The following is a 12992-nucleotide window of genomic DNA, read 5'->3' as shown; positions in this document are numbered from 1 at the left end:
GGAGGAGAGTTCGATGAAGGCCAGGATGCTCGCGACGCATGTCGCGTTGCCCGTTCTCGCGATTGCCGTCAGCGCGCAGGCGCGCGCCGCCGATTTCGACTGGATGAAGTTCAAGGGCAAGACCGTCACCTTTCTCGCCAACAATAATCCTGTCTCGCAGGCGCTGCTGACCTACAAGGCTGATTTCGAGAAGCTGACCGGCATGACCCTGAAGGTCGACGGTTATCAGGAACAGCAGATGCGCCAGCGTCTGGTCACCGTCATGAATGCGAACAGCGACGAGGTCGACGTGTTCATGACGCTGCCTTCGCGCGAGGGCGAGCAGTTCGCGGCGGCCGGATGGTACGCTGATCTCACGACAATGGCCAAGAACGAGGTCGCCAAGGACTATGATCCGAGCGGGCTGAGCCAGGCCCTGCTCAAGGCCGCGACCTTCAACGGTAAGCTCACCAGCATGCCCATGAATCTCGAAGGGCCGATCTTCTATTATCGCACCGACATCTTCAAGAAGTGCGGCCTCGATGCGCCGAAGACGATCAAGGACGTCGAGGCTGCGGCCGAGAAGATCAAGACCTGCGATAGCACGGTGACGCCGTTCGTCTCGCGCGGCCTCAAGCCGGCGGTCGCCTACACCTTCAGCAACCTGCTGCACAATATCGGCGGCACATACATCGCCAACGGCAAGTCGAACCTCTGTTCGGCCAAGGGCAAGGAGGCGCTTGACACCTATAGCCGGCTGCTGCGCGACTTCGGACCGCCGGGCGTCGTCAACTACAGCTTCCAGCAGATTTCGGCGCTCTATCGCGGCGGCCGCGCCGCAATGGCGTTCGAATCCTCGAATGAACTGCGCACGGTGATGGAAGGCGGTGCGCGCCTGAAGGACACCGGCCTGCTGCCGTTCCCGGCGGGCGATGCCGGCCAGGTGCCGACCACGATCGGCTGGGGCATGGCAGTGTCCTCGCACAGCAAGCAGCCGGATGCGGCCTGGTACTTCGTGCAATGGGCGACCAGCCCCGAGGTGCAGAAGAAGATGGCGCTCCAGGGCATCGCGCCGCCGCGCCCGTCCGTCGCCAACGATCCCGAGTATCGCAAGTGGATCGACGAGGAGCCGGTGCGGAAGGAATGGCAGGCCGCGCTCGACGTGCTCGCCACCAAGGGTTCGTCCGAAGTCGGCTATCCCATCGTCGCCAATCCGCAATCGCGCGAGTTCATCGGGCAGGCGGTGCAGGACCTGATCCTGAAGCAGAAGCCGATCGACCAGGCCTGCGCGGATGCCGACAAGGCGCTCGATGCGCTGATCGCACTGAATTAACGGCCTCATGCCGGCAGGCAAGCTGCCTGCCGGCACCTAACTCGATCGAGGACACCAACGCATGTCGGACACGGCTGCGACACTGACGCAGGACCGGCAGAAGCTGGAGATGGCGGCGCTTTCGGCACCGGCCGTGATCTTCACGGTCGCGATGATCGCGTTTCCGGTCCTCTACACGATCTGGCTCGGCTTCCAGACGTTCTCCTCGACCGGCAAGCAGTCGTTCGCGGGCCTCGCCAATTATTCGAAGTTGATCTCGGACTACGAGTTCTGGCACGGGCTGTGGGTCACCATCGCGCTTTATGTGCTGTCGCTGGTGCTCCAGCTCGTCTTCGGCGTCTGGCTGGCGCTGGTGCTGTTCCACGCCAAGCGCCTGCCGGGCATCGTGCGTTCGCTGTTCATCTCGCCCTTCATGATGCCGCCGGTGGTGGCGGGCATGATGTGGCTGGTCATCCTCGATCCGTCGCTGGGCGCCGCCAACTATATCCTGCGATCGCTCGGCCTGCCGCCATCGGACTGGCTGGCCTCGCCGACATGGGTCATTCCGACCGTGGCGCTGATCGACAGCTGGCAGTGGACGCCTTACGTCGCGCTGATCGTACTGGGCGGGCTGCAGTCGCTGCCGCCGAGCGTCTACGAGGCCGCGCAGATCGACGGCGCATCGCCGTTCAAGACGTTCCAGCGCATCACGCTGCCGCTGCTGCTGCCGACCATCGTCACCGCGGCGATCCTGCGCAGCGTCGATCTGCTGCGCTTCTTCGACATCATCTACATCACCACCCAAGGCGGCCCCGGTAACGCTTCCAACACGCTCAACATCTACGGCTTCCGGGTCGGTTTCGAATTCTTCAACATCGGCTATGCCAGCGCCCTGATGCTGACGCTGACGGCGATCGTGTTCGGCGCCGTGCTCGCCTTCAACCGCCTGCGCGGCGCCGTGGCGTGGTGACCTCATGACCGACGCAGCCACCACCGATCGCTGGATCCGCTGGCTCAACACGCTGCAGCTCGTGCTTGCCGGCGTGCTCATCATGGCGCCGACGATCTGGATGGTCCTGTCCTCGTTCAAGCCGTCGTTCGAGGTCACCGCCTATCCGCCGACGCTGATCTTCACGCCGACGCTGGAGAACTATGTCGAGCTGACCAAGACCACGCCGTTCCTCAGCTACGCACTCAACAGCCTGATCGTCACGGTCGGCTCGACCGCGCTCGGCCTGCTGTTTGGAATTCCGGCCGCTTTCGCCGTCTCCTGGACGCGCATCTCATGGCCGGCGATCCTGACGCTCGCAGCGCGCATGGCGCCGGGCACTCTGTTCCTGCTGCCGTGGTACGTCATGTTCCGGCAAATCGGCATGATCGGCTCGTACACCGCGCTGATCCTCAGCCATGCCGTGATCACGCTGCCGATCGTGATCTGGGTCTTGCTGCCGTCGTTCGACGGCATACCACGCAGCGTGTTCGAGGCGGCGCAGGTCGACGGATGCAGCGTCACGCGCATCCTCTGGCGCATCGCGCTGCCGCTGGTGGCTTCCGGCGTGGCTGTCTCCGCGATCCTCGCCTTCGTCTTCTCTTGGAACTACTTCCTGTTTGCGCTGGTGCTCTCCAATGGCGACACCAAGACGCTGATCGCGGCGGCCTTCAACTTCATCGGCGAAGGCTCGACGCAATGGGGCGCCCTCATGGCCGCGGCGACGCTGATCGCATTGCCGCCGCTTGTGCTCGCCGCCCTGGTTCAGCGCTGGCTGGTGTCCGGACTGACGCTCGGCGCGGTGAAAGGCTAGGTATCTGATGAACGTATCGCCCCGTCCGAATTCGATCATGCAGGCCGCGGTCTTCCACGGCAACGACCGCATCACCATCGAGCGTGTTGCGATGCCCGAAGTCGGCACCGGCGAGGTGCTGGTGCGGGTCTCGCGCACCGCGCTGTGCGGCTCGGACTTCAAGCTCTGGCACAAGGGCGCCGAGTTCACCGCGGGCCACGAGATTTTTGGCGTCGTCGAGCAGCCTGGTCACCGGCTGCATGGCCGCCGCTGCGCCGTTTATATCCCGCTTCATTGCGACCACTGCGCGGCCTGCAAGCGCGGGGACACCCAGATGTGCCTGGAAGTCTCGAGCCTGATCGGCTGGAACAGGCCAGGCGGCTATGCCGAATACGTTCCGGTGCCCGAAAACTGCCTGCTGCCGGTGCCTGACGATATCGAGGACAGCCTCGCGCCGCTGCTGCTCGACACCATCGGCACGTCGGGGCACGCCGTGCGCTTCGTCAGTCGCGTGGTGCCAGCGAGTGAGGCAGGTCCGGTCCTCGTCATGGGGGCGGGGCCGGTCGGCCTCGGCGTGGTGCTGGCGCTCCGCGCGCTCGGCTATGGCGATATCTACGTCGCCGATCCCAACGCGGCGCGGTTGAAGATCGCGCAGTCCTTCGGCGCGAAGGCGCACCCGGTCGGCGATACCTCCAAGCGCTTCGCCCTCATTATGGAATGCTCCGGCGCCCATGCGGCGCGCAATCTCGGCATCGAGCTGGTTCTGCCGCGCGGCGCGCTGGTGCTGGTCGGCGAGAACGCCGCGCCCTGGACCATCGAGGAAGGCAAGGTCTTCCGTCGCAAGGATTTCTATATGATCCGGACCTTCTATTTCCCGGTCTCGGATTTCGAGCCGAATGTCGAGCTGCTGCGCAAGTACAAGGATGAATACCGCGTCCTGGTCGATGGCGAGTTCGGCCTGTTGGCTCTGCCCGAGAATTTCGCCCGGTTCGCCAAGGGCGAGCTGATCAAGCCCGTGCTGGCGCTGGACTGAGCGATCATGGCCTCGATCTCGATCCGAAATCTCACCAAACGCTACGGCAATTTCACTGTGATCCCCGATCTCAATCTGGAGATCGCGGACCACGAGTTCGTCGTGTTCGTCGGCCCGTCTGGCTGCGGCAAATCGACCTTGCTGCGTATCATCGCCGGCCTGGAGCCGATCTCGTCAGGCGACCTCTATATCGGCGACAAGCGCGTCAACGGCGTGCAGGCCGCGCAGCGCGATATCGCCATGGTGTTCCAGGACTACGCGCTCTATCCGCACATGAAAGTCTACGACAACATGTCGTTTGCGCTGGAGCTGCGCGGCACGCCGAAAGCGGAGATCGACGCCCGGGTGAAACGTGCCGCCGCGTTGCTGCACATCGAGCCTTATCTCGACCGTAAGCCGAAGGAGCTCTCCGGCGGCCAGCGCCAGCGCGTCGCCATGGGGCGCGCCATCGTGCGTAACCCCAAGGCCTTCCTGTTCGACGAGCCGCTGTCCAATCTCGACGCCAAGCTGCGCGGGCAGGTGCGCGCCGAGATCAAGGCGCTGTCGCAGGAGCTGAAGACCACCATGGTCTTCGTCACCCATGATCAGATCGAAGCCATGACGATGGCCGACCGGATCGTGGTGCTCCAGAGCGGCACGATCCAGCAATACGATACGCCCGAGGCGGTCTATGAGCGGCCGGCTAACCAGTTCGTCGCCGGCTTCATCGGCTCGCCCGCGATGAACTTCTTCCCGGTCGAGTGGCGTCAGGAGCGTGCGATCCTTTCGCAAGGTGGAACGGTGGTGCCGCTGGACGGCGAGACCGCGAGCAACCTGAGTAAGGCCGGCAACGCCGTGCTGGGCATTCGCCCCGAACATTTTGCCGTCGCTACCGATGCTGCCGATGGTATCGCCATCAACGTCAAGCTGGTCGAGCCGCTCGGCTCGGATACGCTGATCCATTTCGATCTCGCCGGCGGCTCCGCCATTGCGCGGGTCGATCCGGCGCTGCGGCCGAAGGTCGGCGATCGCATCAATCTGCGTCCGCAGCCGGGCAAGACGCATCTGTTTGACTCTGCCAGGGGACTGGTCCTGCGGTGAGCGCGTCGGCCAACATTGGTGATCTCTCCGCGCTGGCGGACGTCGCGTCCAGGGCGAGGCCCGTGCACGTGATCTGCCTCGGCCTGTCCGCGCTCGACCAGGTCTGGCGCGTCGATCGGCCGTTCGCGGGTGGAAGCGAGAAGATCAAGGCCCTCGAATACGGCACGCTTGGCGGCGGCATGGCCGCCAATGCGAGTGTGGCAGTGGCAAAGCTCGGCGCGTCTGTCGCGTTCTGGGGGCGGGCAGGGAATGATGCCGCCGGCAAAGAAATGAAGTCGGCTTTCATCGCTGAAGGCGTCGATGTCGAGAATTTCCGGCTGTTTCCCGATGGTCGTTCGTCGGTCTCCGGGATCATCGTCGACAGCAGCGGCGAGCGGCAGATCGTCAATTTCCGTGGCCTCTTTCCGGAGGCCGCAGACTGGCTTCCACTCGAAGCCGTTGCGCGCGCATCGTCCGTGCTGGCGGATCCGCGCTGGGTCGAAGGCGCGGCGACGCTGTTCCGTGAGGCGCGAGCGCGCGGCATCCCGACGGTGCTTGACGGCGACATGGCCGATGCCGAGGTGTTCGAGCGGCTGCTGCCGTCGACCGACCACGCGATCTTCTCCGAGCCCGCGCTCGCCGCCTTTGCCGGCTCGGCCAAAGATGAATCTCTTGCAGCGCTTGCGCGCTTCGGTTGCCGGGTCATCGCGGTCACGCGCGGCGAGGGCGGTGTCAGCTGGTACGAGAACGGCCAGCTGCACCGGCAGGCCGCCTATGCCGTCGACGTCGTCGACACTACTGGCGCGGGCGACGTCTTCCATGGCGCCTATGCGCTGGCGATCGGCGCCGGTCTCGACATACGCGCTGCCATGACTTTTTCGGCGGCCACGGCCGCCATGAAATGCCGCCACGCCGGCGGCCGCAATGGAATCCCTGCCATCAACGAGTGTCTTGTATTCATGAGGACGAAGCCATGAGAACGATTGGAAAGAACCGCGGCCTGGCACGGCTTGCTGACGCGGATGGCCACTTTCGCATGGTCGCGCTGGATCAGCGGCCGCCACTGTTCGACGCCATCGCGAAAGCAAAGGGCATCACGCGGGATCAGGTCGAATATTCCGACGTCACGGCGGCCAAGCGCCTTCTCGTCGAGAACCTCGCGCCCCATTGCAGCTCGATGCTGTTCGACCCGAACTTTGCCGTGCCTGCTGCGATCGATCTGTTGCCGCCGCGCTGCGGCCTGATCATGACTCTGGAAGAGCATCGCGTCGAGGAGACCGCGAGTGGCCGCAAGTCGCGCGCCATCACCAATTGGAGCGTGGAAAAGATCCGAGCCATGGGCGGTGACGCTGTCAAGGTGCTGGCCTGGTACCGGCCGGACGCCGATGCCGCGGTGAACGAGCATCAGAAGAAGTTCGTGCGGGAGATCGGCGATGACTGCGCCCGCCACGACATTCCCTACGTGCTCGAGTTGCTGGTCTATCCGTTCCTCGGCAGTGCCAATCACACGGCCGATTACGTGGAATCGCCCGGCAAGCTTCCTCAGCTCGTCATCGACAGTGTGCGCGAGTTCGCCAAACCCGAATACAACGTCGATCTTCTCAAGCTGGAGAGCCCGCTGGCAGCCAACGGCCTGCCGGCCCGCGACGGCAGCGCGGAGGCCAAGGCCGCGCAAAAGGAGTTCGATGCGATCGGCGATATCTGCCGCGAGCGGAGCATCCCCTGGGTGCTGCTGTCGGGCGGTGCCGCGCCCGAAAAGTTCGAGCGTGTGCTCGACTACTCCTATGCCGCGGGCGCAAGCGGATTCCTGGCAGGCCGCACCATCTGGCTCGATGCCGTCCTGAAGAATTTTCCAGACCGCGCGGCGGTCTCCGCAAGCCTGCGCAAGGATGGCCTCGGCGTGCTGGAGCGGCTCAACCAACTGACCACGGCCAAGGGCACGCCCTGGAAGGCGCGCTTTCCGGTATTCAGCGATATCAAGCAGGAAGGTGACTTCGCGCGCGCCTACTAAGATGGTAGCGGTTCGGCGTGGTCTCGCAGGATCTGCAGTATGACTGACAGCTTCACCATCCGTTCGATCGAGGCGTTCTGCTACCGCTACCCGCTGGCAACGCCGGTGGTGACGTCGTTCGGCAAGATGCTCAACCGTCCCGCCGTCTTCGTTCGCGCTGTCGACGAGGACGGCGTCGAGGGATGGGGTGAAGCCTGGTCCAACTTTCCAGCGCCAGGCGCGGAGCATCGCGCCCGGCTCATCAACGAGGTGCTTGCGCCGGGCCTCGTCGGGCGCAAATTCGACGGTCCTGGTCAGGCTTTCGGGGCCCTGACCGGGGGCACCGAAGTGCTGGCGCTCCAATGCGGCGAGCCTGGTCCGTTCGCGCAGGCGATCTCGGGCATCGATCTCGCGCTATGGGATCTTTTCGCGCGACGCCGGAACTTGCCGCTGTGGCGGCTGCTCGGCGGACAATCGCGCAAGATCAAGGTGTACGCCAGCGGCATCAATCCCGGCGGCGCCGCGCAGACGGCCGAAGCTGCGCTCAAGCGTGGTCATCGTGCGCTGAAGCTGAAAGTCGGCTTCGGTGCCGAGACCGACCTCGCCAATCTGGCCGCGCTGCGCGACCTCATCGGCACGGGCATGCTCGCTACCGATGCCAATCAGGGGTGGTCAATTGCGCAGGCCTTGGAAATGCTGCCGCGACTGGCCGCATTCGATCTCCGCTGGCTGGAGGAACCCATCCGCGCCGACCGGCCGCGCGAGGAGTGGCGCAGACTGCGGATGGCCGCGAAGATGCCGATCGCGGCGGGCGAGAACGTCTCCAGCGTCGAGGGATTCAAGGAAATTCTGGCCGAAGACGTGCTCGGCGTGGTTCAGCCCGACATCGCGAAATGGGGCGGGCTCAGCGCCTGCGCCGGCCTTGCGCGTGACGTCCTGAAATCGGGCAAGACGTTCTGCCCGCATTATCTCGGTGGCGGCATCGGGCTGCTTGCCTCGGCGCATCTTTTGGCGGGCGTCGGGGGCGACGGCTGGCTCGAGGTCGACATCAACGACAATCCACTGCGCGACCTCTTCTGCGGTCCCGTTGCCGACGTGACGGACGGTACCGTCAGCCTGGGCGAAGAGCCGGGGCTTGGCTTTGCACCGGCTCTCGCCTCGATTGCACGTCACCGCAGTTTGTGAAAGCCTCGGCAGCGCCAGGGCTGCTGCATGGCAGCAGCAAACGCCTGGCGCCGACGGCCGTTGGTCCGGAGCGATGGGAGTTGAGCGTGTAGATTAGCTGCAGCTCAACGGTAACGGCTGGTACGGATGAAACTCGTACCAGTCATAGCAATCCGGATAGGCGCCGTAGAGTCCATATCCGGAACGGAAGCGGCCGTAGTGGTGAAACGCGTGCTGGCGGAGGCCGCCGGCATGTCCGCCGAAGCCGAGGTGCTCGCCGCCGAACCGGGCGCCCCCGCCAAAGCCTCCCTCATGGCCCATGCCGCCGAAATGCGCGCCACCGCCGAAGCCCGCATGTCCGCCGCCGAAGCCGCCGCCGCCAAAGCCGCCGTGGCCACCGCCGCCGCCGTGCGCGTTGGCTGCGCCGATGGCGAGGGTCGAGGCGAGCGCTGCCGTCGCCAGAATCATGATCGTGCGTGTCATGGAAAACTCCTCTCGTGTTGAGCTGCCCGGCCATCCGTGATGCCCGCTGCCGCGTCGCGCCTTGCGCGAGGCTGCTGATGGTCGAGCGAGTGATGAAAGAGAGGTAGGCGCGGGGCGCGGCAATCCAACTGAATTCGGCGTCAGACATGATGCGCGACGCTCGCGCAGGTGATCGCGCTACGCGTGCCCGCGACGCGCGGAAGGGAGCGGGCTGAACCGAGCAGCCCGCTCCCTGTCGTTCCATCAGCAGCGTCCGGCGGAGTTACGCGGCCGGTCGCATTGGCGCGATCAGTAGCCCGTGCCCGGCTCGCAAGGCACGTTGTTGCCGGTCCACGGCGCGGTCGCGAAGGCTCCGACGCGCGGCGCGGGGACGCAGGCGCGCTCGCCCGGATAATAGAACTGAGCGTTGCTCGCGACCGTATCGGCTTCGACCGCAGGCTGCCGCACGACGCGATGGTGCTCGCGCGCCATGACGGGTCCGCCCAGCATGGCGGCGGCAATCAATCCCATCGACAACAGTTTGGACGTGGTCATTCGCTCTCTCCATTGATGACGTCAGGCCGAACCAAGCCGGCTCGCTATCCAGATGTGAACGATGGGCCGCGATTCAAATGCACGAATTGCTCACCGCATTTCAACCGCGTGTGAGCCGATGCGGCGTCGCGAGCACGATCGTGCGAATCCATAACATCCGTGGCCCCCCGGACGACCGATGGCGCGTTGACAACATATGCTTGACGTAGCGCAGTTCAGAGCGGAGCCCGCAAGATGATCATTACGTTTGTAACACGCATAATTCACGCGCTCGTGCTGTTGGCGACGCGCGCAGCCGACAACATGAACCGCAATTTAATGGCACCGCGCGCGCCGCAGCATTACCTCATGCTGCAGCGGGCGGCCCGCATCAGGCGGCATCAGCGCCGCGCGTCCGACGAGCGCGGGCACTGAGCATGACATTGCGCGACGCCGAACCCGTGCTGTCCCGCCGTGCGCCAAAGCGCCGTGCGGACCATGGGACGAAGCTCATGAACCGGATTCTCCTGATCGAGGACGACGCCGAGACCGCCGAGGCGATCGTTGCCGAGCTCGCCGATCGCGGCTTCGAGGTGCAATGGGCCGGCGACGGCGTTGACGGTCTCAACCGGGCGCGCGCATCGAGCCCTGATGCCATGATCGTCGATCGGATGCTGCCGGGGATGGACGGGCTCTCCGTTATCGAAACGCTGCGCAAGGATCAGGTCAGAACGCCCGTGCTGGTGCTGAGCGCGCTCGGCGCGGTGGACGATCGGGTGCGCGGACTGCGCATGGGCGGAGACGATTATCTCACAAAGCCGTTCGCGCTGGTCGAGCTGGTCGCGCGGATCGAGGCATTGCTGCGCCGTCCGACCGACTGCCGTGAAACCATTTTGCATGTCGGACCGCTCGAGCTCGATCTGATCGAGCGCACCGCACGACGCGGCGGGCGCGAGCTCGACCTGCTACCCCGCGAATTCCGCTTGCTCGAATACATGATGCGCCGGAACGACCAATTGCTGACGCGCGCGATGCTGCTCGAGGAAGTCTGGAACTACAAGTTCGTGCCGGCGACCACGAACCTGATCGACGTGCATATGGGCCGCCTTCGCCACAAGGTCGATGGCCCCGGAGAAGTACAGCTCATCCACAATGTGCGCGGCTCCGGCTTCGTCCTGCGCTCGCGGCAATAGGGGCGGGCGATGCACCAGATTCAGTTGATCCGCTCCGCCACGTTCCTTTGGGCGCTGGCTGTGGCGGCCGCCTTCGGGTTGTTCGTGGTCGCCCTGTTTGCATTTGTCTACTTCAAGCTCGACGACTATCTGGTCGCGCGATCCGATCGCATGATCACCAGGCAGATCCACTTCATGGCCGACCTGCCACCGGCGCGACGCATCGACGCCATCGCGGATCATCTCGCGCAGGATTCCAGGGGCGTGCAGTACGCAGGACTGTTCGACGCTGCCGGCGCCCGCCTTGCCGGCAACATCGATCGTGTGCCGCGCGGGCTCCGGCTCGACGGAGCGGTACAGGGCGTGCGGCTCGATCTGTTCGAACAGCCGGTGCTGCACGTTCCAGTCGTCAGGGCGGTCGGCACGCGTCTCGAGGGCGGTGATGTCGTGGTGATGGGCCGGAACGTCGATGAAACGCGCGAGATATCGAGCGTGGTGGGCGAGGCCCTAGCCCTGGGTCTGCTGCCGGCCTTCAGCCTCTGCCTGCTCGCCGGTGCGTGGCTGAGCCTTCGCGCTCAGAGGCGCGTCGAGGAGGTCAACCAGCGGGTCCAGCGCATTGTGGCTGGCGAGCTGCGCGAGCGGCTTCCGGAGGGCGATACCGACGATTCCTTTGCGCGGTTGGCCGGGATCGTCAACGGCATGCTCGACGAGATGGAGACGATGATCTCTGCGCTTGCCAGCGTCGGCAACGATATCGCCCATGATCTCCGAACTCCGCTCACGCGCGTCCGCCTGGCGCTGGAGCGCGGGCGAACGCATGCGGCAACGCTGGAGGAGCTCCAGGAGGTTACGGATAACGCCATCGCCGGCATCGACCAGTCGCTGGCGATCGTCACGGCCCTGCTGCGCCTGACCGAGATCGAGAACAATCGCCGCACGGCCGGCTTCGGCGACGTGGCGCTCGACGAGATATTGCGGGAGGTTCTCGACGTCTACGAGCCCATCGCCGAGGACAAGCGCATTGGGCTCGGTGTCGTGATCGAGCGCAATGTGCGGGTGTGGGGTGACCGCGACCTGCTTTTCGAGGCGGTCGCTAACCTCGTCGACAATGCCATCAAGTTCACGTCGTCAGGCGGACGGGTGGAGCTCGCCCTGGAAGCGGAGGACGACACCGCGCTCGTAAGCGTGAGCGATAGCGGCCCCGGCATCAGCGAGCAGGAGCGCGAGGCAGTGCTGCGGCGCTTCTACCGGTCCGACAGGATGCGCAATACACCGGGCGTCGGATTAGGGCTGAGCCTGGTGGCTGCCATCGTCAAGCTGCATGGCTTCCGGCTGATCATCGGTCCGGCGCCCGGAGGGCGTGTCGAGATCCTTGCCTGGACCCGAGGAGCGGCCAAATCCGCCACCCGCCGGGTCGCGGACGGCGCTGCATGCAGGCGCCAGCCAGATGGGATGAGCCAAATGAAGCGCGATGCTTTCACGAATGGTCAGCCGGATTTGAGTGTGGGAGTGACGAATGCAGACTAGCCACGAAATTGCAAGGCGCGATCCGGTCACCGTGCCGGGCGCATCGATGTTGACGCCGTTCCTCAGCGCCTATTCTGCGGCCATCAGGCGCTTCGACCTGCTTGAGCCGGGGCAGGAGCAGCAGCTGGCGCGTAGCTGGCAGGAAACGCGGGACCGCGGCGCAGCGGATGCACTCGTCACCAGCCATCTTCGGCTCGCCGCCAAGCTGGCGCGCGGCTATCAGGGATATGGCCTCCCGCTGGTCGATCTGATCGCCGAAGCGAATTTAGGTCTCGTGATCGCAGCGTCTCGCTTCGAACCCGGCCGCGGCGCCCGCTTTTCGACCTACGCGATCTGGTGGATCAAGGCCGCCATTCACGAATACATCCTGCGGTCATGGTCCCTCGTGAAGATCGGAACGACGGCCGCGCAGAAGAAGCTGTTCTTCAAACTCCGCAGCGAGATCAGGAAGGCCACCGGCAGTGCAATGACTGGGCTTACGCCTGACGTCGCCGAGTTGATCGCCGGGAAGCTGGAGGTGACGGCGCGAGAGGTGATCGAGATGGACGTGCGGCTCAATGGCGACATGTCGCTGAACGCGCGCGTCGGCAGCGAGGACAATGGAACCGAGTTGGAGGCCCTTCTGGTCGATGAGGCGGTCGACGCCGAGACGGTGCTCGTCGATCACGAGCAGACGGAGCGGCGCACCAAGGCCTTGCGTGCCGCGTTGGGCGGGCTTGCTGCGCGGGAACGCCGTGTCTTCGAAGCGCGGCGGTTGACGGAATGTCCTGTCACGCGCGATCAGCTCGCCCGCGAATTGTCCATCTCCAGTGAACGCGTTCGACAGATCGAAAATCGCGCGTTCGCCAAGGTCAAGCGCGCCGTCGTGCTCGCCGCGCAGGAGGCATCACGCGCTGCCGTATGCAGCGTCTGAATTCCTTTTCATTTGAACGGAGGTCCGACCGTCCTCACCTGTCCGACGATCTCGCGTCATTTGCTC

Annotated in this window: 14 protein-coding genes; 12 read left to right on the top strand and 2 right to left on the bottom strand. The window is 64.9% G+C overall.

Annotated features, from left to right (window positions below; genetic code table 11):
* Nucleotides 1-13: 13 nt before the first annotated feature.
* From BRAGE_RS0121640 to BRAGE_RS0121605, 8 genes are all read left to right on the top strand, one after another.
* Nucleotides 14-1312: an ABC transporter substrate-binding protein gene (locus BRAGE_RS0121640; RefSeq protein ID WP_027559085.1), complete on the top strand. Its 1299-nt coding sequence runs from the start codon at nucleotides 14-16 to the stop codon at nucleotides 1310-1312.
* 61 nt (nucleotides 1313-1373) lie between these two features.
* Nucleotides 1374-2261: a carbohydrate ABC transporter permease gene (locus BRAGE_RS0121635; RefSeq protein WP_035729952.1), complete on the top strand. Its 888-nt coding sequence runs from the start codon at nucleotides 1374-1376 to the stop codon at nucleotides 2259-2261.
* Nucleotides 2262-2265: 4 nt separating this feature from the next.
* On the top strand, nucleotides 2266-3093 hold the full coding sequence (locus BRAGE_RS0121630; RefSeq protein ID WP_027559087.1) for a carbohydrate ABC transporter permease: 828 nt from the start codon (nucleotides 2266-2268) through the stop codon (nucleotides 3091-3093).
* A gap of 7 nt (nucleotides 3094-3100) precedes the next feature.
* The gene (locus BRAGE_RS0121625) at nucleotides 3101-4105 is read left to right on the top strand and encodes a zinc-dependent alcohol dehydrogenase family protein (RefSeq protein ID WP_027559088.1); all 1005 of its coding nucleotides are present in this window, start codon (nucleotides 3101-3103) and stop codon (nucleotides 4103-4105) included.
* 6 nt (nucleotides 4106-4111) lie between these two features.
* Nucleotides 4112-5185, top strand: coding sequence for an ABC transporter ATP-binding protein (locus BRAGE_RS0121620; RefSeq protein WP_027559089.1), 1074 nt, complete (start codon nucleotides 4112-4114; stop codon nucleotides 5183-5185).
* Entirely contained in the window at nucleotides 5182-6141 is a 960-nt protein-coding gene (locus BRAGE_RS0121615; RefSeq protein WP_027559090.1) for a sugar kinase, read from the top strand. The genes BRAGE_RS0121620 and BRAGE_RS0121615 overlap by 4 nt, the downstream gene beginning before the upstream one ends.
* A complete protein-coding gene (locus BRAGE_RS0121610; RefSeq protein WP_027559091.1) occupies nucleotides 6138-7175 on the top strand; it encodes a tagatose 1,6-diphosphate aldolase in 1038 nt (345 codons plus the stop codon). Before BRAGE_RS0121615 ends, BRAGE_RS0121610 begins: the two co-directional genes overlap by 4 nt.
* 39 nt (nucleotides 7176-7214) lie before the next feature.
* Complete coding sequence (locus tag BRAGE_RS0121605) at nucleotides 7215-8339, top strand: mandelate racemase/muconate lactonizing enzyme family protein (protein ID WP_027559092.1); 1125 nt, start codon at nucleotides 7215-7217, stop codon at nucleotides 8337-8339.
* A 93-nt stretch (nucleotides 8340-8432) separates the two neighbouring features.
* Here BRAGE_RS0121605 and BRAGE_RS0121600 read toward each other — a convergent pair whose 3' ends face one another.
* On the bottom strand, nucleotides 8433-8801 hold the full coding sequence (locus BRAGE_RS0121600; protein ID WP_027559093.1) for a hypothetical protein: 369 nt from the start codon (nucleotides 8799-8801) through the stop codon (nucleotides 8433-8435).
* Nucleotides 8802-9089: 288 nt separating this feature from the next.
* Nucleotides 9090-9335 (bottom strand): hypothetical protein, encoded by a 246-nt coding sequence (locus BRAGE_RS55955; RefSeq protein ID WP_027559094.1) that lies wholly within the window; start codon nucleotides 9333-9335, stop codon nucleotides 9090-9092.
* A gap of 234 nt (nucleotides 9336-9569) precedes the next feature.
* On the opposite strand from BRAGE_RS55955, the gene BRAGE_RS0121590 reads away from it, so the two are divergent.
* The 4 genes from BRAGE_RS0121590 (at nucleotide 9570) to rpoH (ending at nucleotide 12926) form a co-directional block, all read left to right on the top strand.
* Nucleotides 9570-9749, top strand: coding sequence for a hypothetical protein (locus BRAGE_RS0121590; RefSeq protein WP_027559095.1), 180 nt, complete (start codon nucleotides 9570-9572; stop codon nucleotides 9747-9749).
* A gap of 77 nt (nucleotides 9750-9826) precedes the next feature.
* Entirely contained in the window at nucleotides 9827-10507 is a 681-nt protein-coding gene (locus BRAGE_RS0121585) for a response regulator transcription factor (protein WP_027559096.1), read from the top strand.
* A 9-nt stretch (nucleotides 10508-10516) separates the two neighbouring features.
* On the top strand, nucleotides 10517-12013 hold the full coding sequence (locus BRAGE_RS49045) for a sensor histidine kinase (RefSeq protein WP_231164321.1): 1497 nt from the start codon (nucleotides 10517-10519) through the stop codon (nucleotides 12011-12013).
* Nucleotides 12003-12926 (top strand): RNA polymerase sigma factor RpoH, encoded by a 924-nt coding sequence (gene rpoH, locus BRAGE_RS0121575; RefSeq protein ID WP_027559097.1) that lies wholly within the window; start codon nucleotides 12003-12005, stop codon nucleotides 12924-12926. The genes BRAGE_RS49045 and rpoH overlap by 11 nt, the downstream gene beginning before the upstream one ends.
* Nucleotides 12927-12992 lie beyond the last annotated feature (66 nt).

It is taken from the genome of Bradyrhizobium genosp. SA-4 str. CB756 (assembly GCF_000473125.1).
GTDB lineage: Bacteria > Pseudomonadota > Alphaproteobacteria > Rhizobiales > Xanthobacteraceae > Bradyrhizobium > Bradyrhizobium arachidis.
The sequence above is the reverse complement of the archived record's forward strand: the minus strand, read 5'-3'. Positions and strand labels throughout refer to the sequence as shown.

Coding starts and splice junctions, on each gene's coding strand:
- BRAGE_RS0121640 (WP_027559085.1), top strand. CDS start 14: ATGAAGGCCAGGATGCTCGCGACGCATGTCGCGTTGCCCGTTCTCGCG.
- BRAGE_RS0121635 (WP_035729952.1), top strand. CDS start 1,374: ATGTCGGACACGGCTGCGACACTGACGCAGGACCGGCAGAAGCTGGAG.
- BRAGE_RS0121630 (WP_027559087.1), top strand. CDS start 2,266: ATGACCGACGCAGCCACCACCGATCGCTGGATCCGCTGGCTCAACACG.
- BRAGE_RS0121625 (WP_027559088.1), top strand. CDS start 3,101: ATGAACGTATCGCCCCGTCCGAATTCGATCATGCAGGCCGCGGTCTTC.
- BRAGE_RS0121620 (WP_027559089.1), top strand. CDS start 4,112: ATGGCCTCGATCTCGATCCGAAATCTCACCAAACGCTACGGCAATTTC.
- BRAGE_RS0121610 (WP_027559091.1), top strand. CDS start 6,138: ATGAGAACGATTGGAAAGAACCGCGGCCTGGCACGGCTTGCTGACGCG.
- BRAGE_RS0121605 (WP_027559092.1), top strand. CDS start 7,215: ATGACTGACAGCTTCACCATCCGTTCGATCGAGGCGTTCTGCTACCGC.
- BRAGE_RS0121600 (WP_027559093.1), bottom strand. CDS start 8,801: ATGACACGCACGATCATGATTCTGGCGACGGCAGCGCTCGCCTCGACC.
- BRAGE_RS55955 (WP_027559094.1), bottom strand. CDS start 9,335: ATGACCACGTCCAAACTGTTGTCGATGGGATTGATTGCCGCCGCCATG.
- BRAGE_RS0121590 (WP_027559095.1), top strand. CDS start 9,570: ATGATCATTACGTTTGTAACACGCATAATTCACGCGCTCGTGCTGTTG.
- BRAGE_RS0121585 (WP_027559096.1), top strand. CDS start 9,827: ATGAACCGGATTCTCCTGATCGAGGACGACGCCGAGACCGCCGAGGCG.
- BRAGE_RS49045 (WP_231164321.1), top strand. CDS start 10,517: ATGCACCAGATTCAGTTGATCCGCTCCGCCACGTTCCTTTGGGCGCTG.
- rpoH (WP_027559097.1), top strand. CDS start 12,003: ATGCAGACTAGCCACGAAATTGCAAGGCGCGATCCGGTCACCGTGCCG.